Genomic DNA, 21,772 nt, shown 5'->3' on the forward strand with positions numbered 1-21,772 from the left:
GCGCACTAGGGTAAAGGCCATGGTTATGCGCAAGCTCTTCCTGGAGTGGCCCGTCGTGCGTCAGCTGCGTTCACCGGACAAGCTCGGCCGCGGGTCGGCCGTGACCTCGAAGCGCACCCGCGCCGTCACGCCGCGCACGACGACGGCCGACCGCGTCGTGCAGAGCATCTGCCCGTATTGCGCGGTGGGTTGCGGCCAGCGCGTCTACGTCAAGGACGAGCGGGTGGTGCAGATCGAGGGCGACCCCGACTCGCCGATCTCGCGAGGCCGCTTGTGCCCCAAGGGCGCTGCCAGCGAGCAGCTGGTGAACTCGCCGGGCCGGCAGCTGCAGGTGCTCTACCGCGCGCCGCGAGCGACCGAATGGCAGCCCCTTGAGCTGGACACCGCGATCGACATGATCGCCGACCGGTTCATCGAATCCCGCCGCCACACCTGGCAGGACATCGACAAGAAGGGCAACCTGCTGCGCCGCACCATGGGCATCGCCGCGCTCGGCGGGGCGACGCTGGACAACGAAGAGAACTACCTCATCAAGAAGCTCTTCACCGCCGCGGGCGCCATTCAGATCGAGAACCAAGCCCGCATTTGACACTCCGCCACGGTTCCCGGTCTGGGAGCCTCCTTCGGGCGCGGCGGCGCCACCCAAACACTGCAGGACATGGCGAACGCCGATTGCATCGTCATCCAGGGCTCCAACATGGCCGAGTGCCACCCGGTCGGATTCCAGTGGGTCGAGGAGGCCCGGGCCCGCGGCGCGCGGGTGATCCACGTCGACCCGCGCTTCACCCGCACCTCGGCGGTGTCGGACAAACACATCCCGATCCGGGCCGGCTCGGACGTGGTGTTGCTCGGCGCGCTCATCAACCACGTGCTGAGCAATGACCTCTGGTTCTCCGGGTACGTCGTCGCGTACACCAACGCCGCCACCCTGATCAACGAAAAGTTCAGGGACACCGAGGATCTGAATGGCCTGTTCTCCGGCTTCGACCCCGAGACCGGGCAGTACGACACGTCGACGTGGGCGTACGACGAAGAGGGGAACGGCCAGATCGAGTCCGCCGGCGGCGGCCACACACACGGGGAGACGGCCGCGCAGAGCGGGGCGGGCCACGAGCACGGCAGCGGCGGCCCGCCGCTCGAGCACGCCCGGGTGAAGCGGGACGAGACCCTGCAGCACCCGCGCACCGTCTTTCAGATCCTCAAGCGGCACTACGCCCGCTACACGCCGGAAATGGTCACGGACGTCTGCGGCATCAGCCGCGCCGATTTCGACTACCTGGCCCGCTCCATCGTCGAGAACTCCGGGCGCGAGCGCACGACGTGCTTCGCGTACGCCGTCGGGTGGACACAGCACACCCTGGGCGCCCAATTCATCCGCACCGCAACCATTTTGCAGCTCCTGCTGGGCAACGTCGGCCGTCCGGGCAGCGGCATCATGGCGCTGCGCGGCCACGCCACCATCCAGGGCTCCACCGACATCCCGACACTGTTCAACCTGCTGCCGGGCTACCTGGCGATGCCCAAGGCGGGCACGCACGACACCCTGGCCGACTATCTCGACGCGGTGGGATCGAAGAAGCAGAAGGGCTATTGGGCCAACTCCGACGCATACGCGATCAGCCTGCTCAAGGCGTGGTGGGGGGAGGCGGCCACCGAGGACAACGATTGGGCCTACGACTACCTGCCGCGGCTGTCCGGCCCGCACGGCACGTATCAGACCGTCATGGGCATGCTGGCCGACGAGGTCGAGGGCTACTTCCTGCTGGGCCAGAACCCGGCGGTCGGGTCGGCGCACGGCCGGATGCAGCGCATGGGCATGTCCCACCTCAAGTGGCTGGTGGTGCGCGACCTGAACCTCATCGAGTCGGCCACCTGGTGGAAGGACGGGCCCGAAATCGCTTCGGGCGAACTGAAAACTGAGGACATCGATACCGAGGTGTTCTTCTTGCCCGCCGCCACGCACGTGGAGAAGGCGGGATCGTTCACCCAGACCCAGCGCCTGGTGCAGTGGCGGCACAAGGCCGTCGAGCCGCCGGGCCAGTGCCAGAGCGAGTTGCAGTTCTTCTTCGAACTCGGCAAGCGGATCAGGCAGCGGTTGGCCGGGTCGACCGATGAGCGCGACCGGCCCCTGCTGGACCTCACGTGGGACTACCCGACCGACGAGCACGGCGAGCCCGACGGCGAAGCCGTATTGGCCGAGATCAACGGGTATTACGTCGCCGACCGCGCTCCGCTGTCGTCGTACACCGAGTTGCGCGCCGACGGGTCGACCGCCGCCGGTTGCTGGATCTACACCGGTGTTTACGCGAACGCCACCAACCAGGCCGCGCGCCGTGTCCCGCACGGCGGTGCGTCGCCGAGCCAACAGGAGTGGGGCTGGGCGTGGCCGGCCGATCGGAGAATTCTCTACAACCGCGCGTCGGCCGACCCGGAGGGCAAGCCGTGGAGCGAACGCAAGCGATACGTGTGGTGGGACTCGGACCAGCAACGGTGGGTCGGCTACGACGTGCCCGATTTCGTCGCCGACCGGGCGCCGGGCAGCCGGCCCGACCCGGACGTCGGCGGTCCCGACGCGCTCGCCGGCGACGACCCGTTCATCATGCAGGCCGACGGCAAGGGCTGGCTGTTCGCGCCGAAGGGTCTGGTCGACGGGCCGTTGCCCACGCACTACGAACCGCAGGAGTCGCCGGTCGCCAACGCGTTGTATCCCCAGCAGCGAAACCCCGGACGAATCACCTTCCCGCGCAAGGACAACCTGAGCGCGCCGAGCGCCGGGGAGCCCGGGGCCGAGGTGTACCCGTACGTGTTCACCACCTACCGGCTCACCGAGCATCACACCGCCGGCGGGATGAGCCGCTGGCTGCCCTACTTGTCGGAGCTGCAACCGGAGATGTTCTGCGAGGTGTCCCCGGAGTTGGCCGCCGAACGCGGACTCGAGCCGTACGGGTGGGCCACCATCGTCTCGCCGCGCGCGGCGATCGAGGCCCGGGTACTGGTCACCAAACGTGTTGCCCCGCTGGTGATCAACGGCCACACCGTGCACCAGATCGGCCTGCCGTACCACTGGGGTGTGGGCAGCGACGCCGTGGTCAGCGGGGACGCGGCCAACGACCTGCTCGGCGTGACACTCGACCCCAACGTGCAGATCCAGGAGTCGAAGGCCGGCTCGTGCGACATCCGCCCGGGCCGCCGGCCACAGGGCGAGGACCTGCTGCGCCTGATCGCCGAATATCAGTCGCGCTCGGGGGCCACCACCGAGACCGGCAATGTGCGGATCAGCGACGGCGTCTGGGAAGGGGGAGCCGATGGGTCAGCTGAGCGGGCCGACCGATCCGACGAGTGACGCCGGCTGGGTCGAACCCAAGCCGCGCAAGGGATTCTTCACCGACACCTCGATCTGCATCGGCTGCAAGGCCTGCGAGGTCGCGTGCAAGGAGTGGAACCGCAATCCCCGCGACGGCGACCTGGAGCTGCTGGGTTCGTCCTACGACAACACCGGAGCGCTGGGCGCCAGCACCTGGCGGCACGTGGCGTTCATCGAGCAGGGGCGTGACCGGATCGACCAGGCGCGCGAATCCGGGCGCGCCCTAACCGAATTGGGCATGCCCACGCTTCCCGGCAACGCGCCGCGCCCAGACATCACGCCGCCGGACACCCCCGAATTCCGCTGGCTGATGTCGTCGGACGTGTGCAAGCACTGCACCCACGCCGGCTGCCTGGACGTCTGCCCGACCGGCGCGTTGTTCCGCACCGAGTTCGGCACCGTCGTCGTGCAGGACGACGTCTGCAACGGGTGCGGCACCTGCGTGGCCGGGTGCCCGTTCGGCGTGGTGGAACGTCGCAGCGACGGCACGTACGCGACGCCCACCAAAAGCCCCGATCGTCCCGCCGAGAAGTTCGTCACCGGGGTCGCCCAGAAGTGCACGCTGTGCTACGACCGCCTCGTCGAAGACCAGATCCCGGCGTGCGCCCAGACCTGTCCGACCACGTCGATCAAGTTCGGTGACCACGACGACCTGGTGGTCATGGCCTCCGAACGGGTCGCCGCGCTGCACGCCCAGGGTTTGACGGAGGCCCGCCTCTACGGCGCCAACGAACACGACGGCGTGGGCGGCACGGGCTCGATTTTCCTGCTGCTCGACGAGCCGGAGGTGTACGGCCTGCCGCCCGACCCGCGCGTGTGCACGGCGGACCTGCCCCAGATGTTCAAACGAGCGGGTATGGCCGCGGCGGGGATGTTCGCCGCCGCGGCGGTGGCGTTCTGGAAGGGTAGATGAAAAGCCCATGAGCACTTCGGAATACGACAGCCTGCGGCCGCCGGAGCCCGCGGGCGGCAAGCGCCGCAGGGGCAGGCGGGCGGTCCGCCGGGGCGGCGGCGACGGTGCGCGCGAAATGCCGATGGTCCCGGATGTCGAGTTCAGCTCGTACTACGGGCGCCCGGTGGTCAAGCCCGCGCCCTGGGGACATGAGGTTGCGGCGTACCTGTTCCTGGGTGGCGTCGCGGGCGGGTCCGGCCTGCTCGCGGCCGGGGCCCAGCTCACCGGGCGAGACATATTGCGCCGCAACACCAGGCTGTCCGCATTGATCGCGGTGATGCTGGGCGCAGTCGCCCTGGTCAAGGACCTGGGCCGGCCCGAGCGTTTCGTCAACATGCTGCGCACGGTCAAGCTGACCTCGCCGATGAGCATCGGCTCGTGGATCCTCAGCTTCTTCAGCGCCGGCATCGGGGTGGCCGCGGTGTCAGAGATCGACCGGATGACCGGTGAGCGAATCCCGTTGGGGCCGTTGCGCCCCGTTCTGCGCGCCGTGGAGGGACCCGCCGGATTGGAAGCCGCGGTCTTCGCGCCGCCACTTGCGGTCTACACGGCGGTGCTGCTCACCGACACCGCCACCCCGACGTGGAATGCCGCGTACCGAGACCTGCCGTTCGTGTTCGTCAGCTCGGCGAGCCTGGCCGCATCGGGATTGGCGATGATCACCACCGGAGTAGCCGAGGCGGGGCCCGCTCGCAGGCTGGCCGTCATCGGCGCGACCGCCGACCTGATCTCCGCCAGGTTCACCGAATACCGGATGGACCCGGTGACCAGGGAACCGCTGCACGAAGGCAGGCCCGGCCGGCTGCTGGCCTGGAGCGAACGCCTGGCCGCCGCGGGCGGTCTGGGCGCACTGCTCGGCGGACGACATCGCGGCGTCGCCGCCCTGTCCGGCCTGGCGCTGCTGACGGCGTCGGCAATGCTGCGGTTCGGCTTCTTCGAGGCGGGGCTGGAATCGGCCCGCGATCCCCGCTACACGATCGAACCCCAGAAGCGCCGGCTTGAGGCGCGCCGGGCCGCCGGGGCCGCCGGCGACTCGATCACCACCGCGGGCTGAGCGCTTGCGCGGTTTGCGCCAGGCCGCTCGCGAGCGTAACCACACCGCAATTCTCGGTCCGATTATTCGCGCTGCGGTTACGCTCGGGGGCCGCGCGGCCGTCGGCGCGGTTTGCGCCGGGCGGGCCGGGGTAAGTATAGAAACATGACGAATTTTGGCTACACTCTGATGACCGAGCAGAGTGGACCCAAAGACCTTGTACGGCAAGCAATTTCAGCCGAAGAGCGGGGTTTCGACTTCGAGGTGTGCAGCGACCACTTCTCGCCCTGGCTGACCACGCAGGGGCATGCGCCCAATGCCTGGACCGTGCTGGGCGCGGTGGCACACGCCACCGAACGGGTCGACCTCTACACGTACGTGACGTGCCCCACGATGCGCTATCACCCGGCGATCGTCGCTCAGCAGGCCGCGACCGTGCAGATCCTGTCCGACGGCCGGTTCACCCTGGGCCTGGGCACCGGCGAGAACCTCAACGAGCACGTCATCGGTAGGGGCTGGCCGACCGTGGAACGTCGCCAGGACATGCTGCGTGAAGCCATCAAGATCATCCGCGAGCTGTTCGGTGGCCAGCTGGTGAACTTCACCGGCGACTACTTCCGGGTGGACTCCGCGCGCCTGTGGGACGTGCCCGAGGTCCCGGTCGGCATCGCGGTGGCGATGGGCGGCACCAAGGCCGTCGACAAATTCGGCCGGCTGGCCGACCACTTCGTCGCGGTGGAGCCCGACGGGGAGCTCGTCGACGCCTGGCACGCCGCGCGTCAGGCCGCCAACCTGGCCGGCGGCGGACGCGTGGTCGGCCAGATCCCGGTGTGCTGGGACCCCGACCGCGAGACCGCGATCAAACGCGCCCACGAGCAGTTCCGCTGGTTCGCCGGCGGCTGGAAGGTCAACGCCGACCTGCCGACGCCGGCCGGATTCGCCGGCGCGACCCAGTTCGTCCGGCCCGAAGACGTCGCCGATTCCATCCCCTGTGGACCCGACCTCGACGCGATCGTCGAGGCCGTCCGGCCCTATTGGGAGGCGGGGTTCACCGACGTGGCGCTCGTCCAGGTCGGCGGCGACTCGCAGGACCTCTTCCTGAAAGAAGCAGCCGAACCTTTGCTTGCCGCGCTGCGTAAAGCGGCAGGTTGATCCAGACGTTTGGGCGGTAGCTGCCCGGGTATCCGGCTTCAATCGTGCGCACCCGGTGAGTACGGGTGATGGGGCGCGAGCACCGGCTGGCGGCGCGGACTACCCGATGATCTGCAAGCGGCTGTCCCGCAGCAACTTTGCCCCGATTACGTTCGCCGCAAGGCAAGGAGAGTTGACGATGGGCGATCGATCCGCCACCACCACCGCCGCCCTGGTCAAGGCACTCAGCGGCGCCAGCTTCGGGCTGGGTCTGAGCGAGCTGGTCGCCCCGGGAAAAGTTGCTGCCGTTGCGGGAGTCGACGACACCCCCCGGTCACGAAAGGTCATCCGCGCGCTGGGCGCGCGGGAATGCGGCCACGGCGCCGCGCTGCTGGGCGGCCCCGACAAGCTGGTGTGGACCCGGGTGGCCGGCGACGTCCTGGACATGGCGCTGTTGATGGCCGGGGTGGCCGCCCGCGGCCCCGGACGGCGGCGGCAGGGCACGGTCTCGGCCGTGCTGCTCACCGGCATAGCGGGCCTCGACCTCTACACGGCACTGCGCACGGTCAACGGCGGCGGCCGGCACGTGAACGGCGCCCGGCACCGCACGCTGCGCGCGGCGGTCACCGTGCGGCGCCCGCCCGAGGAGGTGTACCGGTTCTGGCGCGACCTGGAAAACCTGCCGAGCTTCATGCACCACCTGCAAGCGGTCACCCCCGGTGCCGACGGACAGTCGCACTGGGTCGCCAACGCCCCGGCCGGACAGTCGGTGCAGTGGGACGCGCAGATCACCGAGGACGACACCAACCGGCGGATCGCATGGCAGTCGCTGCCGGGCTCGGCGATCGAGAACGGCGGCAGCGTCGAGTTCACGCCCACCGCCACCGGCGACGGCACCGAAGTTCGCGTCAGGATCGGCTACCACATCCCCGGCGGGCTGTTCGCAAAGGCGGCGGCAAGCCTGTTCGGCGAGTCCCCCGAACAACAAGTCAGCGACGACCTCCGGCGTTTCAAGCAGATTCTCGAAACCGGCCAGGTGCTGAGTTCGGACGGGTCTCCCGAAGGGACGGCGGCGGCCCGTCAGCTGCACCAGCAGCCCGCTCAACCGAACGAAGGAGCCAGCGCATGAAAGCCACCGTCTGGGCGGGCCGCAACAGCGTCCAGGTGGAGTCCGTTCCGGACCCCAAGATCCTCAACGATCGAGACGCCATCGTGCGCATCACCTCGACGGCGATCTGCGGTTCCGATCTGCACCTATACGACGGCTACATCCCCACCGTGAAGCACGGCGACGTGCTCGGGCACGAGTTCATGGGTGAGGTGGTCGAAGTCGGCAAGGCGGTCAACAACCTGGCCATCGGTGACCGGGTGGTGGTGCCGTTTCCGATCGCGTGCGGGGCATGCTCCGCCTGCCGGCGCGACCTGTACTCGCTGTGCGAGAACTCCAATCCGAACGCCGGGATCGCCGAGAAATTCATGGGCCACTCCCCGGCGGGACTGTTCGGCTATTCGCACATGCTCGGCGGTTTCGCCGGCGGTCAAGCCGAATACGCACGGGTGCCGTTCGCCGATGTGGGCCCGCTGAAGATCGAAGACGACCTGACCGACGAGCAGGTCCTGTTCCTGTCCGACATCCTCCCGACCGGTTACATGGGTGCGGAGATGTGCAACATCACCCCCGGCGACGTGGTCGCTGTGTGGGGTGCGGGCCCGGTCGGCCTGTTCGCGATCATGAGCGCGTACCTGCTCGGGGCATCGAAAGTCATTGCCGTCGACCGTGTTCCGTATCGACTCGAACTGGCGAAGCAGATCGGCGCCACGCCGGTCAACTTCGCCGAAACGCCGGTCCTCGAGGAGCTTCGGGACATCACCGCCGGCCGGGGACCCGACCATTGCATCGACGCCGTCGGCATGGAAGCGCGCAGTGGGTCCGCGCCGGTGGATGTCTATGACCGCGTCAAGCAGGCGACACGCCTGGAAACCGAACGCCCGCATGCCATTCGGGAAGCGGCGATGAGTTGCCGCAACGGCGGCACCCTTTCGATCGTCGGGGTGTACGGCGGCCTGATGGACAAATTCCCGATCGGGGCCGTGATGAACCGATCGCTGACCATCAAGACCGGTCAGTGTCACGTGCATCGCTATATGCGCCCGCTGCTGGACCGGATTCGCAACGGCGACATCGACCCGACCATTGTCGTGAGCCACCACCTGAGCCTCGACCAGGCGCCGCACGGCTACGAGATCTTCAAGAACAAAGAGGACCGCTGCACCAAAGTCATCCTCAATCCGACGTAATCGAAAGGGTGAAGGGGAATAGCCATGGCAAAGGAATTGGAAGGCAAGAAAGTTGCGATTCTCGCCGCGGACGGCGTGGAGAAGGTGGAATTCGAACAACCTCGTGCGGCGCTCGAAGAGGCCGGCGCACAGGTCGAGCTGCTTTCGCTGAAGGCCGGAGAAATCCAGGCTCGCAATCACGACCTCGAACCGGCCGGAACCTTCAAAGTCGACCGCGCGGTGTCGGACGCGTTGGTAGCGGAATTCGACGGCCTGGTACTTCCGGGCGGCACCGTGAATCCGGACAAGCTGCGGATGGACGCGACCGCGGTCTCCTTCGTGCGCGACTTCGTCGCCTCCGGAAAGCCGGTCGCGGCGATCTGCCACGGTCCCTGGACGCTGCTGGAAGCCGGTGTGGCAGAGGGCCGCACGCTGACGTCTTACCCGTCCATTCGCACCGATCTGCGCAACGCCGGCGCAAACGTGGTGGACGAGGAGGTCGTCGTCGACGGCAATTTGATCTCCAGTCGCTCACCGAAGGACCTGCCGGCGTTTTGCGCGACCATTGTCGAGCAATTCGCCCATGCGCCTGCGAGTTAGCCGAGAAATGCGCTTACCCACTCCGTTTGAACCCGTCGGTTTGCGGGCATTACACAGGCCAAGCAGTGATCGCCGCGGCGATCTGTCGAAAGGCCAAAGTTGACCACAACATATCGAGGACCCGCTGTCTCGGCTGCTTCGAACGTGTATCAGCCCCAGGAAGATTCCCGATTACTGGTAAATGTGATGCGAGAAAGCGCGCTCATTCCGGGCAGGCGTGTTCTCGACTTGTGTACGGGCAGTGGATTCGTGGCGATCGCCGCCGCCGAGATGGGTGGCGCCGACGTGACGGCCTTCGACATCTGCCCACACGCCGTGGGTTGCTCTCGTGACAACGCGGCCGCGGTCGGCGTGAATGTCGATGTGCGCAAGGGCACCTGGAGCGACGCGCTCGACTGCGCGCCGTTCGACGTTGTCGTGTCGAACCCGCCGTACGTGCCGACACCGCCGAACGGTGACGCGGAGTACATCAGCCCCAGCGCCGGGCCGTCGTGGGCCTGGAACGCCGGCCCTGATGGCCGGATGGTGTTGGACCCGTTGTGCGAAGCGGCGCCGAAGTTGCTGTGCGACGGTGGATCCCTGCTTCTCGTGCACTCGGCACTCGCCGGTGTCCGGCATTCGCTGGATTCCCTGAAGTGGGCCGGCATGGACGCCAAAGTCATTGCCTCGAAGTGGATACCGTTCGGCCCCGTGATGACGGCGCGCGCGAAGTGGCTTGAGAGCGTCGGCCTGATACCCCGTGGACGCCGGGAAGAGGAGCTGATCGTGATCCGGGCGGACAAGCGGTGAGCACCACTCGGGTCCAGGTGGTTGCCGGCGGGCCGGTGCTGGTGTCCGGCCCGGTGCGCATCGAGATGCCTAACGGGGACGTCGTCGAGTCCGACCGGTTCATGGTGGCGATCTGCACCTGCCGGCGCAGCGAGAAGTATCCGTTGTGCGACACCAGCCATCGCAGATGCCGGAACCTGGCCCGCCGGACGCCTAGTCCAGCGCCCTCCGCAACGACGACCGACCCTGCTGCCACGACGCCATAACCGCGTTGGCCAAACGGTTTTCGACCGCGGCGTGCGCGCGGATCCCGAACACGATGTCGCAGTCGAGGTGTGGCTCCCGCTCGACCAGATCCCCGACCACGTCTATGCGCACCACGTGCTCGTGCACGGCGTCGGCCTCGACGTGCTCGGCGTAGAACTCGACGCACGCCGACGGCGCCCCCATCCGCTGCAGGGCCTGCACCATCCGCCGGGATCCCGGTGGGGAGGTGATCTCCGTCGAAGCGAAGTGCCCGATCGCCGCGCCGCGCAACTCGCGGTGCAGCCCGAACAGTGACATCAGGTTCACCGCCGCCAAAGCTTCGGCGTGAACCGCATCCACGTAGGCCAGATACGTCGTGTCCAGATTCGCGGCCCCCATCAGATCGGCGAAAAGCTGCTGGTGCAGCCGGGGACCCTGGCCCGCGCCATACTCGTCGAATTCGATTGCCACGAAAGCCGCTTTCGCGACACCCATCAGCCGCGGGATCGCCCACGCGTGCGGATCGCCCTCTTTGAGGTGATACACGGAGCGGTGGACGAAGTACTCGCGCATCTGCTGCCAGGTTCCGGTGTCGCGCAGGTAATACGACGGACCCCTGCCGTCGACCGGTTCGGCCGAGATGGCGTCCATTTCGGCGGCGGCGGTCTGATCCGATGCGATGGGCCCGACGTCGCGGCGCACGCCGGCCAGGAAAACGCGTTCAAGCTCGGCGCGCAGCGCCAGCAGCGCCGGATTCCATTCCCAGCCGGGGTCGACGCCCGCGAACCCGCGGTAGTGCAGCTCGTAGCACATGCACAGCGCCAGCTGCAGATCCAGGCCGTAGGGATCCGAGTCGCGCACGGACGCGGCGATGCGGGTCAGGTGGTCATGCGACGGCGGTCCGGTCAGGGCGCGACGGACGGCGGTCGACAGCGGCCCGTGTGCCGCCGGCAGGGCGGGTTCGGTGGTGATCGATGCGCGGGTCACGCCCACGACTACCCGCAATCCAGGGGCCACAAACGGTGCGGCGCCACTGCTAGCCGCCCTCGGCCGGCAGCCGGAAGGTGATGTCGGCCGTCGTCCCGGCGGGGGTGCCGTCGAGTTCGAGCGCGGTGCTGAGCGCCCGCATCAGCATCAGGCCCCGCCCCCCGTTGCCGGCGTTGACCTCGCGTGTCTTCCACGAGCCCTGGTCGGTGACCCGGGCGCGGATTTCGCCGTCGGCGAGTTCGACGTCGAGCAGCATCGTGCCCAGCGGTTGTCCGGAGTATGCGTGCTCGACGCAGTTCGTGCAGGCCTCGTTGACCACCAGCACGATGTCGGCGGCCAGTTCATCCGGCACGTCCGCGGCGCGCAGCCATTCGGCTAACCGATGCCGGATGCCAACCAACCGTCCTGCGCTGGCATCAGTTTCGATCCGAAGCGGGGACTGCTGGTGCCGGTAGATCACCATCGCCACGTCGTCGTCATACCCCGCCGCGGGCGCCAGCTCACGCAGGACCGCATCGGCGACCGAGTCCAACGGCAACGCCGTCGTCTTCGCCAGCACCGCTGCGGCGCGGCCCATCCCGTCATCGATGGACTCGTGTTTGCGCTCGACCAGCCCGTCGGTGAACAGCATCAGGGTGGAGCCGGGCGGCAGCACGCGGCTGGTCTGCGGGCGGGGCTCGGGGCGGCGGACCGCGAGCGGCACCGACGCGGCATCGGTCAACATCACCGTCGTCCCCGGCTCGGACCCGACGAGCACCGCGGGCATGTGGCCGGCGTTGCTGTATTGCAGGACACCGGATTCGGTGTCGAGGATCGCCAGGAAAACGGTGGTGCAGTATGCGTTCGGGATGAGCGATGCCGCCGAGTCGAGTTGCTCGAGGAGCAACGCGGGCTCTGCCCCGTTGATCAACAGCGCCCGCGCCGAGCTGCGCAGCTGGCCCATGACCGCCGCGGCCGGCAGCCCGCGACCCACGCAGTCACCGACGACGATGCCGATGCGATGATCGCCGATCGGCAGCACGTCATACCAGTCGCCGCCGATTTCCAGGGGCGGGACCGCGGGCTCGTAGCGCACGGCGAAGCCGGGCGGCGGCTGCATCGTCGGCAGCAGGGCGCGCTGCAGGGTCAGCGATGTCTCGCGGGCGCTTTCGAATTGGCGGACGTGCTGCATGGCCAGGCTCAGGTGGCCGATGAGGACGGTCACCAGCAGCCGGTCTTCGGCGCTGATCCAGCGCGGCGAGCGCAGCTCCAACCACAGCGCCAGGTCGCCCGCGCCGGAGAGCACCGCCACCAATCCATGTGCCTTGCCGGGATTGTCAGATCGCTCAACCGTTTTGGCCGTCAGCGGCAGCTGGTGACGGGCGTCCTCGAAGGTGTGCCGCAACCACGGATCCAGCTTGCGCCAGGACGTTGTGGACGTCTCGCCCGCCACTTGGACGGTCGGTTCGCCGTCGCCGGTCGGCCACGAGATCGCGACCACCCGTTGTACGTCGATGGCCGTGCTGCACTCGTCGAGGGTGATGGACAGCAGCTCGTCAACGCTTTTGGCCACCGCCACCGCAGTCGCCAACCGCAGCACCGCGCTTTCCCTTGCCGCGAAGGCCCTTTCGGCGGTGATGTCACGAATCGTCCCCACGAAGACGCCTTGTTCGCTGCCGCTGCCCTGCACCGCGTTGATGCTCACCGTCACCCAGACCAGGTGCCCGTCGCAGTGCCGAATCGGTGTCTCGTAAGTGGTGGTGCCGATGCTCTGGACCAGCGCCTGCTGTTGGCGCGCGCCCTGTTGGTCGACCAACCACGGGTGCGGCCACCGGTAGGGCATGCCCTCGGCGGGATAGCCGAGTATTTCGATCAGGGCGTTGTTCATCTCGATCACGGAGCCCTCGTGATCGGCGACGAAGAAGCCCTCCTGCAACGAATTCACCAGCGCGGTGCGGAATCTGTCGCGGTCGGCCAGTCCCTCGGCGCGGTCGCGCTCGCGCGCGAAGCGCCTGGTGCCGTCCAGGAAGCCGCGGGTGGCGATGTCGAGCGGGACCAGCAGCTGCAACAGGAATTCCAGCGCGATCGGCGCGTCTACCTGGATGTCCTTGGCCAGACCGAGGATCAGCTCGACGTGCCGCTCGATGATCGCGAGCAGGCTGACTTCCTCCTGCAGGGCCCGGCGGCCGAGCTCATACGCGGCCGCCAGGCTGTCCTCGTCACGTGCCTCCATAAAGGTGCGCAGCGCCGCGGCGTACTGGGCGTGGAACTCGTCGCTGTCATTCATGTCGAGACGCCCCGATGACGAGCGGTCAGCACCATGGCATCGTCGGTTTCCTTGGCGTCCTTGCCAAGCAATTCTTCGGCGATGACGACCGCGGTGGCCGAGAAGTCGACGTGGTCAAGGTAGTTTTCGGCGATCCCGTCGGTGCTTATCACGAGCAGGTCTCCCGGACGGATCGAAATAACCTGCGCCGGTCTGATTTCCGGTATGCGATAGCCGACGATCCCCGCGGTAAGCCGTGCGCTGGACCGGATTTGGACGCCTGTCGGGGATTTGGCCACCAGGTCGGCGGTGACGTTGCCGACGCCCGTCCAGGTCAGCGTGTTGGCGGCGAAGTCCACCCGTGCCAACGTCATCGCCACCCCTCTGGTGCCCTCCAGCACACGGTGGCAAAGCTGGATCAATACCTCGAGCCGCTCCGAACTGGAGCGTTTCACCGCTTCGATGGCGCGCAGCGCAGCGGCTGCCGCATCCGGACCGTGGCCGAGGCCGTCCACGACGCCGAACAGCGCAGCGTCGCGGCCGATGTCGACGGCGAGGCCCCGATCGCCCGAGACGTACTCGCTGGGCAGCGGGCGGCCCGCCCTTGCCCACTCGATCGGACCGAACCGGCCGTTCTCACGCACGGGGAGGGACCCATTTCCACATCTCGACGACCGTCCCCCGGCCGAGCGCGGACTCCACGAACAACCTGTCCATCAGCCGCCGGGAGCCCGGTAGGCCCATCCCCAACCCGCGGCCGGTCGAATACCCGTCTTCCATCGCCCGCTCGATGTCGGCGATGCCCGGCCCCTGATCCTCGGCGCGCACCACCAGAGCCTTGCGGCCCTCCCGGTCGGCCACGAAGACCCGGACGCTGCCGCGGCCGGCGTAGCTGGTGATGTTTCGCGCGATCTCAGAGATCGCCGTCGCGATCATTGTGACGTCGGTGAGAGAGAATCCCAGATCGAGTGCGAGTTGATGTCCGGCTTTGCGAGCTTCGACGATGTCGTCGGAATTGTCGATGGCGACGACGATATCAGTCGCCACCATCGCGCCCGATCGTCGGTTTCCGCTGCGTCAGTTGACGATTCAGCAGGGCGAGGCCTTCTTCGAGGTCCAGCGCCGTATTCATGTCGTCGAACGCCAAGCCCAGCTGGACCATCGCGAAGGCCACTTCCGGCTGCAGGCCGACAATCACCGTGTCCGCGCCGCGCAGCCGCGTCATGTGCGCGATGGTCCGCAGCGACCGGGCCGCGAACGAGTCCATCACGTCGATGGCGGTGACGTCGACGATGATGCCCTGCGCCCGGAACCGGCTGACCCGCTCCATGAGGTCATAGCGGAGCCGCTCGGCGTCGGAGTCGCTGAGCGCGGCCTGGACCGAGGCGATCAGGATCGCACCCTGTTTCAGGATCGGTACGGGCATGGCGCGCTCGTGTTCCTCGTAGCTATCCCGGCTGCTCGCCGGTGCGAGTGACCTCGTAGCCCAGCAGGCGTTCGGCTTCCTCGATGCCGCCCTGCAGGTCGCCGACGGCGTTCATCTTCGACAGGTCCAGCCCGATCGTCACCAGCGTCAGGGCGATTTCGGAGGACAGGCCGGTGATGATGACGCTGGCGCCCATCAGCCCCGAGGCGTCGACGGTCTGCACGAGGTGGTTGGCCACGGTGGAGTCGATGGTGGGCACACCGGTGATGTCGATGACCACCACTTTCGCGCGGTTGGCGCGGATGGCCCGCAGCAGTTGTTCGGTGACCTGGCGGGCGCGCTGGGAATCGAGCACACCGATGATCGGCAGAATCAGCAGCTGTTCGCGCACCTGCAGCACCGGGGTCGACAGCTCGCGGATCGCTTCCTGCTGTTGGCGGATGATGCGCTCGCGTTCCTGCACGAAGCTGACCGCCACGGTGTTGGCGATGCGGTTGGCCGCCGGTTCGTAGGCGTCCAGGACCCGGTTGAGCAGTTCGAATTCGGCCTGGTACTTCTCGAACAGCGAGCGGGCGAGCACGTCGCGCAGCAGCAGTACGATGCCAATGACCTCGTCGGTCTCCACGCCCCGCGGGATGATGCGCTCGGACAGGTCGCGCGCGTAGGCCTGCAGCGCCTCGACGCTACCGGTCTCGAGCACCTCCACGTAGTTGTCGTAGACGGCGGTCGCCTCGGAGAACAGCTCCTCCGGCGTCATCGCGGTGAGCAGTTCGGCCTCGGTGATCCGGCGTGCCCACTCCTCGCGCAGCACGGTGCGGTTCTGCCGCAGGTGCTGGACGAGCTGTGGCAGCAGGCCCTCGCTCGAAATGCTGACCGCCTGCGCGGTGGCGCCCGCGCCGCTGAACTCCGCCGGCGAATCTGACATGTTGCCTCCCGAGTGCCGGTAAGCGCCCCGCTGTGTGCAGGCTCGATTTTGCGAGACTAGCCTGGGTTGTCGCGGGGCAAGTGTTGAGGGCATATTCTTCTCGCAGTTCGCAACGCAGGCTAGGCTTGCACCACACCTGAAGCCCAGGACAAAGGATCGCCATTGTCAGCTCCTGATTCGATTACCACGTTGGTTGAGGACCACGATGGGGTGTCCGTGGTCAGTGTCAGCGGCGAAATCGATTTGGTCACGGCGCCGGCCCTGGAACAGGCCGTCGGCGCGGTCGTCGCGGAGAGCCCAACGGCACTGGTCATCGACCTCTCCGCGGTGGAGTTCCTCGGCTCGGTGGGTCTGAAGATCCTCGCGGCAACGTATGAGAAGCTGGGCCAGGCGACGGGGTTCGGGGTGGTTGCGCGCGGCCCGGCGACCAGACGGCCGATTCACCTCACCGGGCTGGACAAGACGTTCCCGTTGTACCCGACGCTGGACGACGCGTTGACCGCGGTCCGGGACGACAACATCGGCCGGTAGTTGGCGCTGCGCGCGGTTGCGCGACAACGTTTTTGGCGAATTGTCGGTGTCCATTGCGATAGATGGCTACCAAATTGGCGGGCGCGGAAATCAATTCACTTTGCGAAAGTGGATAACGAATCTTCGTGACTATCCTGGGTGAAACGGCGCTGGCGCAAGCGACAGGTGCGATGATCACGCCTATGGACGTCGACAATCCGCAAGACGACCAGCGATGGGATAGCCACGAGCGTGGCGAAACCGAAATCCAACGGCTGGACCGCAATTGGAACAGCCTGTTGCAGGAGCTGCGGGTCGTGCAGACGGGAGTGCAGCTGCTCACCGGCTTCCTGCTGACCCTGCCGTTCCAGCAACGTTTCGACGTTCTCGCCCCGCTCCTGCGCGACGCCTATCTCGCGACGGTGGGGTGCTCGGTGGGCGCAACGGTGCTGCTGATCGCCCCGGTGGGCATGCACCGGATGCTCTTCCGGCGCCATCGTCTCCAGGTGGTGGTGTCCGCCGCGCACCGCTGCGCGTACGCCGGGCTGGCGCTGCTCGGCCTCGCCCTGACCGGGGTGACGATCATCGTGTTCGCCGCGGTGGCCGGACGCGCACCGGCCCTGATCGCCGGAGCGTGTGCGCTGACGCTGTTTACGTTTTTCTGGTGGCTGCTACCGATTCTGCTCCGCACCCGCGGTATGTAGCGCGAGTTCGGAGATGCGGGTCGAGTCCAGATTCTCGAGCAGATCTTGTGGGTCGGCGAAGATCGGTGCCGAGCCCGCCGCCTGCAGCTCCTCGCGCGCAATGCCGCCGCTGAGCAGCCCTATGCAGGGCAATCCGGCGCCCGCCGCGGCATGTGCGTCCCACACGGCGTCCCCGACGAACACGGCATGGTCGGCATCCACCCCGGCCCGGTCCAGCGCGACCTGCACGATGCCGGGTTCGGGCTTGGCGGTGTCGACGTCACGCGAGGACGTCGTTTCGGAGATGACGTCGTCGCAGTCGAGGACCTTGCGCAAGATCTCCAGCTCGTCGTCGGGTGCCGAGGTGGCCAGCACCACCTGCAGCCCCAGCTCTGCGACGCGGCGCAGCAGCGCGCGGGCACCCGGTAGCGGCGTGAGCAGCGGGGTGTTCTCCCGGTAGTAACGGCTGTGCCCGTCGCTCAGCCGCTCCTGGACCTCGTCCGGGGCGTTGTTGGAGAGCGTTCGCACCAGCGTGGAGCCGTCCATGCCGATGCACCGGTGGATCTGCCAGGCCGTGACGGGCAGGCCCTCATCGTCGAAGGCGCGTAGCCAGGCGTGGACGTGAAGATAGTTGGAGTCGACCAGGCTTCCGTCGACGTCGAAGAGAACGGCGGGTTTCATCTGCGCGGCATACCCAGGCCAGGGACGGCTGACACCGGGATGCCGCGTCGTGTGGGTTCGGGAGCAGCGGGTGACGGCGAAGCGTGATCCGCAAATCGGTTACGGCTCCTTGGCCGCCGGGCCGGGCGGCGGGCCGCCGGCGAACCGCATGCCGCACGAATCACACTGATACACAGACTTTCTCATGAGCACCGACGGGTGCGCGACCTCGAACTTGCTTGGCATGCCTTCGAATTCCGATGAGCCCACCCCGCCGCCGACCAGTTGACCGCTGTGAGCTAACGAACACCGGCCTGCGCGAATCCGCCCTCCGAGACGTTTAATCGCGGCGATGACCGGGTAGAGGCCGATCATGGTCGCGCCCGTTTCGTTACGAGCAGCAAACTACTCGGTCGAGTACGAGCGCGATTTCCCCCTGCTGGGCCTCGCGGCCGTGGCGGTCTGGGCCATCAGTCTGGCAGTCGGGCTGTTCGAGCTGCTGTTTGGGCACGAAGGGGCGGCGATCGTCGCGCTAACCGTGTCGGTCGTGGCGCCGTGGCTGGGCCTGGCCCTTGCGCATTACCCCACGATCGCCAGGCGGCTGAGGCGGCTCACTGGCCGGCGGCGTGACTTTTTCGGGCCGGTCGGTGTAACTCGCGCCTGAATGGGGTACTGCCTGCGCCACGGGTGAGTACAGGAAAGTGCGTCAACCCGGCTCATCAGCAGGAAGGAACTGCCATGGCGACCGCAAGCGACTATGACGCACGCCGGGTCTCCGACTCCGAAACCCCGGACAAGTCCCCGATACGCGAGCTGGCCCCGACGCTGCAGGGATCCGCCACCACGGTGGTCGACGAGGACCCCAACGATGTGCATTTCTTCGAGCTTCCCGGCGCCGACCTGTCCGGCGAGGAACTGTCGGTGACGGTCATTCCCCAGCGCTCCGACGAGTTCATGTGTTCGAGCTGTTTTCTGGTGCAGCACCGCAGCCGGTTGCACAGCTCGACCGGGGGCAGGTCCGTCTGCGCCGACTGCGCCTAGCGCCGCGATGGTCGGGCCTGAATCGTTGGCGCACAACCAGGTTCAGGCTTGCGCCCACTCGCGGTGACACCCGGCGCAACGCCGGGTGACCATCGCCCAGTCCGGTTCGTTCTTGACGGGCTCGCGGATCAGGTGCGTGGATAAGTCGCCACAGCCGGGGCAGGCACAGATGGCGCGGTAGGGCTCGACGGGCTGGTCTTGCATCAGCCGCAGGTTTTCCGCCCGAGAGAACGGCACGATCGCCAACGACTCGGGGCGGGGAGCGGGGTGCGGATTGTCGAACCACAACAGACCGCAGGTCACGGTCGCCACCGCCGTGAAGACGGCCAGGATCATCGTCGGGATGTCCCACGGCCAGTTCGGGGGGAGGGGCGTCAGCACGAGGACCACCAGCACGGCGGAGATCGCGCCGCCGATGATGGTGCCGGGTTTGGCGAATCGGTAGCCACCGACGTTCAGCGCTTCCCACGCCTGGATCTCCTGCTGTCGCCGGGTGATCTCCGCCAGGGTGGGGTGGCCGGGACTGCGGACCGGCGCCGGGAAATCGGCAAATCCGGTGACCTGTGGGCCGACCCCGCGTGACTCGCCCTGCTCGGGCGGCGGGCTTACCAGCGGCATGCGGGCAGAGCTTAACGGCAAAGCCGCAACGCCGCAGTGTCAAAGTCGGCGTTCGGCTGTCACGCCAGCGAATACAACCGGGTCGGGGTGGCGGGATTTGAACCCACGGCCTCTTCGTCCCGAACGAAGCGCGCTACCAAGCTGCGCCACACCCCGCTTGAAGCTCCGACAGCCTATCGCACCGGCCCATCGGCTGGCCAAACCGCGGCGTGGCGGCTCATTGCCAGAGGCAGGAGCGCTCGAACTGCGCGAGTACCTCGGCGGGACCGCTCGGATCGAGCCCCTGCGCGCTGACCCACTCGTCGCTGAAGTAGGTGTCGTCGTACCTGTCACCGCTGTCGGCGAGCAGCGTGACCACCGAACCGCTGCGCCGCTGGGCGACCAGCTCGGCGAGCAAGCCGAAGGCGCCCCAGAGGTTGGTACCCGTCGACGGCCCCACGCGGCGCCCCAGAACGGCGCTCACGTGCCGGGCGGCGGCGATCGACGCGGCGTCGGGCACCGAAACCATGCGGTCGACCACGCCGGGCAAAAACGACGGCTCGACCCGCGGCCGGCCGATGCCCTCGATCCGAGACGAGGTGGGCATCACTAAGTCGTAGCGGTCGTCGGCATAGGCGGGAAAGAACGCGGAGTTTTCCGGGTCGACGACGCACAGCCGGGTCGCGTGCCGGCGGTAGCGGATGTAGCGGCCGATCGTCGCGCTGGTGCCGCCGGTGCCCGCGCCCACCACGATCCATTCCGGGATGGGATGCGTCTCTTCGGCCATCTGCTCGAAGATCGACTCGGCGATGTTGTTGTTGCCCCGCCAGTCGGTGGCGCGTTCGGCGTTGGTGAACTGGTCCAGGTAGTGCCCGCCGGTGTCGCGGGCGACGCGCTCGGCCTCGGCGTACACCTCAGCGGAGTTCTGCACGAAATGGCAACGGCCGCCCTGGGCTTCGATCAGTGCCACCTTGGCCGAGCTGGTGGACGCCGGCATCACGGCGACGAACGGCAGGCCCAGCAGGGCCGCGAAATACGCCTCCGACACCGCCGTCGAACCCGACGAGGCCTCGACCACCGTGGTGCCCTCGTCGATCCAGCCGTTGCAGAGCGCATACAGGAACAAGGAGCGTGCCAGCCGGTGCTTGAGGCTGCCGGTGATGTGCGTGGTCTCGTCTTTGAGGTAGAGCGTCACGTCAACGTCCGCGCCCCACGCCGACGGCAGCGGGTAACGCAACAGGTGCGTGTCGGCGCTGCGGCGCGCGTCGGCCTGGATCAGCCGGACCGCGCTGTCGGTCCAGCACCGCGAACGGTTGCGGACCGCGATCCGGGTCCGCTCGGTCAACGCACCGAAACTGTTGGCTGCGAACGGCTTAGGTCACTGGCCGAATCGCGGCCGCCCATCGGGGTGGCGATCAACGTCAGCAGGGTGGCCTCGGGCCGGCAGCAGAAGCGCACCGGCGCGAACGGTGAGGTGCCGATGCCGGCGGAGACGTGCAGCTGCATGTTCGCGCCCCACCGGGACGGGCCCTTCGCCCGGGTCCGGTCCAGGCCGCAGTTGGTCACCAGGGCGCCGTAGAGCGGCAGGCAGACCTGCCCGCCGTGGGTGTGTCCGGCCATCACCAGCTGGTAGCCGTCGGCGGCGAAGCGGTCCAGCACCCGCGGCTCCGGCGAATGGACCAGGCCGAGTCGCAGGTTCGCGGCCGGGCTGGCCGGGCCTGCGATCGTCTCATAGCGGTCCCGGTCGATGTGCGGGTCGTCGACGCCGGCGGCGGCGACGTGCAGGCCGGCCACCTCGAACTCGCGCCGCGTATGGGTGAGGTCGAGCCAGCCGCGCTCGGTGAAGGCCGCCCGCAGATCCTGCCAGGGCAGCGGCTCACCGCGAACCCGGTGCGACGGGTTGGTCAGATAGTTCAGCGGATTCTTCAGGCGCGGGCCGAAGTAGTCGTTGCTGCCGAACACGAAGACGCCCGGCCGCGATAGCAGATCCCCGAGGGCCTGCACCACCGCGGGCACCGCCTTGGGGTGGGCCAGGTTGTCGCCGGTGTTGACCACCAGGTCGGGTTCCCAGTTGCTCAACTCGCGCAGCCAAGCCTGTTTGCGGCGCTGGTTGGGCAGCATGTGCAAATCGCTGATATGCAGCACCCGCAGCGGCGTGGAACCGGGCGCCAAGACGGGCATGGTTATCTCGCGCAGGACGAAGGCGTTGCGCTCGACGACGGCGGCGTAACCGATGCCGGCGACGGCCGAACCGAGTGCGGCGGCACCGGTGCGTATCAGCGTGGGCAAAACATCAGCCATGCTGGCAGCCTACTGCCGGTTGCGCT

Annotated in this window: 23 protein-coding genes and 1 tRNA gene; 13 read left to right on the forward strand and 11 right to left on the reverse strand. The window is 67.8% G+C overall.

Features of this window, described 5'->3' with window-relative positions:
- Positions 1 to 19 precede the first annotated feature (19 nt).
- From fdh to H7J89_RS11040, 9 genes are all read left to right on the forward strand, one after another.
- Positions 20 to 3,343, forward strand: coding sequence for a formate dehydrogenase (fdh, locus tag H7J89_RS11000; protein WP_264043350.1), 3,324 nt, complete (start codon positions 20 to 22; stop codon positions 3,341 to 3,343).
- The gene (locus H7J89_RS11005) at positions 3,306 to 4,277 is read left to right on the forward strand and encodes a 4Fe-4S dicluster domain-containing protein (RefSeq protein ID WP_264043352.1); all 972 of its coding nucleotides are present in this window, start codon (positions 3,306 to 3,308) and stop codon (positions 4,275 to 4,277) included. Before fdh ends, H7J89_RS11005 begins: the two co-directional genes overlap by 38 nt.
- A 7-nt stretch (positions 4,278 to 4,284) precedes the next feature.
- A complete protein-coding gene (gene nrfD, locus H7J89_RS11010; RefSeq protein WP_264043354.1) occupies positions 4,285 to 5,370 on the forward strand; it encodes an NrfD/PsrC family molybdoenzyme membrane anchor subunit in 1,086 nt (361 codons plus the stop codon).
- A 144-nt stretch (positions 5,371 to 5,514) separates the two neighbouring features.
- On the forward strand, positions 5,515 to 6,501 hold the full coding sequence (locus H7J89_RS11015) for an LLM class F420-dependent oxidoreductase (RefSeq protein WP_264043356.1): 987 nt from the start codon (positions 5,515 to 5,517) through the stop codon (positions 6,499 to 6,501).
- 178 nt (positions 6,502 to 6,679) lie between these two features.
- Positions 6,680 to 7,609 carry an SRPBCC family protein gene (locus tag H7J89_RS11020; RefSeq protein ID WP_264043358.1) on the forward strand — a complete coding sequence of 310 codons (930 nt, stop codon included), beginning with the start codon at positions 6,680 to 6,682 and terminating at the stop codon, positions 7,607 to 7,609.
- Positions 7,606 to 8,778 (forward strand): zinc-dependent alcohol dehydrogenase, encoded by a 1,173-nt coding sequence (locus tag H7J89_RS11025; protein WP_264043360.1) that lies wholly within the window; start codon positions 7,606 to 7,608, stop codon positions 8,776 to 8,778. Before H7J89_RS11020 ends, H7J89_RS11025 begins: the two co-directional genes overlap by 4 nt.
- 24 nt (positions 8,779 to 8,802) lie before the next feature.
- The gene (locus H7J89_RS11030) at positions 8,803 to 9,357 is read left to right on the forward strand and encodes a type 1 glutamine amidotransferase domain-containing protein (protein WP_264043362.1); all 555 of its coding nucleotides are present in this window, start codon (positions 8,803 to 8,805) and stop codon (positions 9,355 to 9,357) included.
- 99 nt (positions 9,358 to 9,456) lie between these two features.
- Positions 9,457 to 10,146 (forward strand): HemK2/MTQ2 family protein methyltransferase, encoded by a 690-nt coding sequence (locus tag H7J89_RS11035; protein WP_264043365.1) that lies wholly within the window; start codon positions 9,457 to 9,459, stop codon positions 10,144 to 10,146.
- Positions 10,143 to 10,391, forward strand: coding sequence for a CDGSH iron-sulfur domain-containing protein (locus H7J89_RS11040; RefSeq protein WP_264043367.1), 249 nt, complete (start codon positions 10,143 to 10,145; stop codon positions 10,389 to 10,391). The genes H7J89_RS11035 and H7J89_RS11040 overlap by 4 nt, the downstream gene beginning before the upstream one ends.
- Here the strand turns inward: H7J89_RS11040 and H7J89_RS11045 are convergent.
- Genes H7J89_RS11045 through H7J89_RS11070 form a run of 6 tightly spaced genes read right to left on the reverse strand, consistent with a single transcriptional unit; the run spans position 10,339 to position 15,954 of the window.
- Complete coding sequence (locus H7J89_RS11045; RefSeq protein WP_264043369.1) at positions 10,339 to 11,358, reverse strand: iron-containing redox enzyme family protein; 1,020 nt, start codon at positions 11,356 to 11,358, stop codon at positions 10,339 to 10,341. The genes H7J89_RS11040 and H7J89_RS11045 overlap by 53 nt on opposite strands.
- Positions 11,359 to 11,407: 49 nt before the next feature.
- The gene (locus H7J89_RS11050) at positions 11,408 to 13,624 is read right to left on the reverse strand and encodes a SpoIIE family protein phosphatase (protein WP_264043372.1); all 2,217 of its coding nucleotides are present in this window, start codon (positions 13,622 to 13,624) and stop codon (positions 11,408 to 11,410) included.
- A complete protein-coding gene (locus H7J89_RS11055; protein WP_264043374.1) occupies positions 13,621 to 14,247 on the reverse strand; it encodes a SpoIIE family protein phosphatase in 627 nt (208 codons plus the stop codon). The genes H7J89_RS11050 and H7J89_RS11055 overlap by 4 nt, the downstream gene beginning before the upstream one ends.
- Positions 14,240 to 14,650, reverse strand: a complete 411-nt coding sequence (locus tag H7J89_RS11060) for an anti-sigma regulatory factor (RefSeq protein WP_264043820.1) — start codon at positions 14,648 to 14,650, stop codon at positions 14,240 to 14,242. Before H7J89_RS11060 ends, H7J89_RS11055 begins: the two co-directional genes overlap by 8 nt.
- On the reverse strand, positions 14,640 to 15,029 hold the full coding sequence (locus H7J89_RS11065) for an STAS domain-containing protein (RefSeq protein WP_067206181.1): 390 nt from the start codon (positions 15,027 to 15,029) through the stop codon (positions 14,640 to 14,642). The genes H7J89_RS11060 and H7J89_RS11065 overlap by 11 nt, the downstream gene beginning before the upstream one ends.
- Positions 15,030 to 15,051: 22 nt before the next feature.
- Entirely contained in the window at positions 15,052 to 15,954 is a 903-nt protein-coding gene (locus H7J89_RS11070) for an STAS domain-containing protein (protein WP_264043377.1), read from the reverse strand.
- 162 nt (positions 15,955 to 16,116) lie between these two features.
- Between H7J89_RS11070 and H7J89_RS11075 the strand changes: the two genes are divergently transcribed.
- Both H7J89_RS11075 and H7J89_RS11080 read left to right on the forward strand, forming a co-directional pair.
- Entirely contained in the window at positions 16,117 to 16,485 is a 369-nt protein-coding gene (locus tag H7J89_RS11075; protein WP_264043379.1) for an STAS domain-containing protein, read from the forward strand.
- A gap of 182 nt (positions 16,486 to 16,667) precedes the next feature.
- The gene (locus tag H7J89_RS11080; RefSeq protein WP_264043822.1) at positions 16,668 to 17,168 is read left to right on the forward strand and encodes a DUF6328 family protein; all 501 of its coding nucleotides are present in this window, start codon (positions 16,668 to 16,670) and stop codon (positions 17,166 to 17,168) included.
- Here H7J89_RS11080 and H7J89_RS11085 read toward each other — a convergent pair.
- Complete coding sequence (locus tag H7J89_RS11085) at positions 17,136 to 17,828, reverse strand: HAD family hydrolase (RefSeq protein ID WP_264043381.1); 693 nt, start codon at positions 17,826 to 17,828, stop codon at positions 17,136 to 17,138. The two genes, H7J89_RS11080 and H7J89_RS11085, sit on opposite strands and share 33 nt — an antisense overlap.
- Positions 17,829 to 18,180: 352 nt before the next feature.
- Between H7J89_RS11085 and H7J89_RS11090 the strand changes: the two genes are divergently transcribed.
- Both H7J89_RS11090 and H7J89_RS11095 read left to right on the forward strand, forming a co-directional pair.
- The gene (locus tag H7J89_RS11090; RefSeq protein WP_264043384.1) at positions 18,181 to 18,471 is read left to right on the forward strand and encodes a hypothetical protein; all 291 of its coding nucleotides are present in this window, start codon (positions 18,181 to 18,183) and stop codon (positions 18,469 to 18,471) included.
- 74 nt (positions 18,472 to 18,545) lie between these two features.
- Positions 18,546 to 18,848 carry a DUF4193 domain-containing protein gene (locus H7J89_RS11095; protein WP_264043386.1) on the forward strand — a complete coding sequence of 101 codons (303 nt, stop codon included), beginning with the start codon at positions 18,546 to 18,548 and terminating at the stop codon, positions 18,846 to 18,848.
- A gap of 42 nt (positions 18,849 to 18,890) precedes the next feature.
- Here the strand turns inward: H7J89_RS11095 and H7J89_RS11100 are convergent, their stop codons facing one another.
- The 4 genes from H7J89_RS11100 to H7J89_RS11115 form a co-directional block, all read right to left on the reverse strand.
- A complete protein-coding gene (locus H7J89_RS11100) occupies positions 18,891 to 19,466 on the reverse strand; it encodes a hypothetical protein (RefSeq protein WP_264043388.1) in 576 nt (191 codons plus the stop codon).
- Positions 19,467 to 19,548: 82 nt separating this feature from the next.
- Positions 19,549 to 19,622, reverse strand: a tRNA-Pro gene (locus tag H7J89_RS11105).
- Positions 19,623 to 19,683: 61 nt separating this feature from the next.
- Entirely contained in the window at positions 19,684 to 20,790 is a 1,107-nt protein-coding gene (gene cds1 / locus H7J89_RS11110) for an L-cysteine desulfhydrase Cds1 (protein WP_264043390.1), read from the reverse strand.
- The gene (locus H7J89_RS11115) at positions 20,787 to 21,746 is read right to left on the reverse strand and encodes a metallophosphoesterase (RefSeq protein ID WP_264043392.1); all 960 of its coding nucleotides are present in this window, start codon (positions 21,744 to 21,746) and stop codon (positions 20,787 to 20,789) included. Before H7J89_RS11115 ends, cds1 begins: the two co-directional genes overlap by 4 nt.
- Positions 21,747 to 21,772: the final 26 nt, after the last annotated feature.

Origin of the sequence: Mycobacterium paraffinicum, assembly GCF_025822865.1 — a bacterium.
GTDB classification, from domain to species: Bacteria; Actinomycetota; Actinomycetes; order Mycobacteriales; family Mycobacteriaceae; genus Mycobacterium; species Mycobacterium paraffinicum.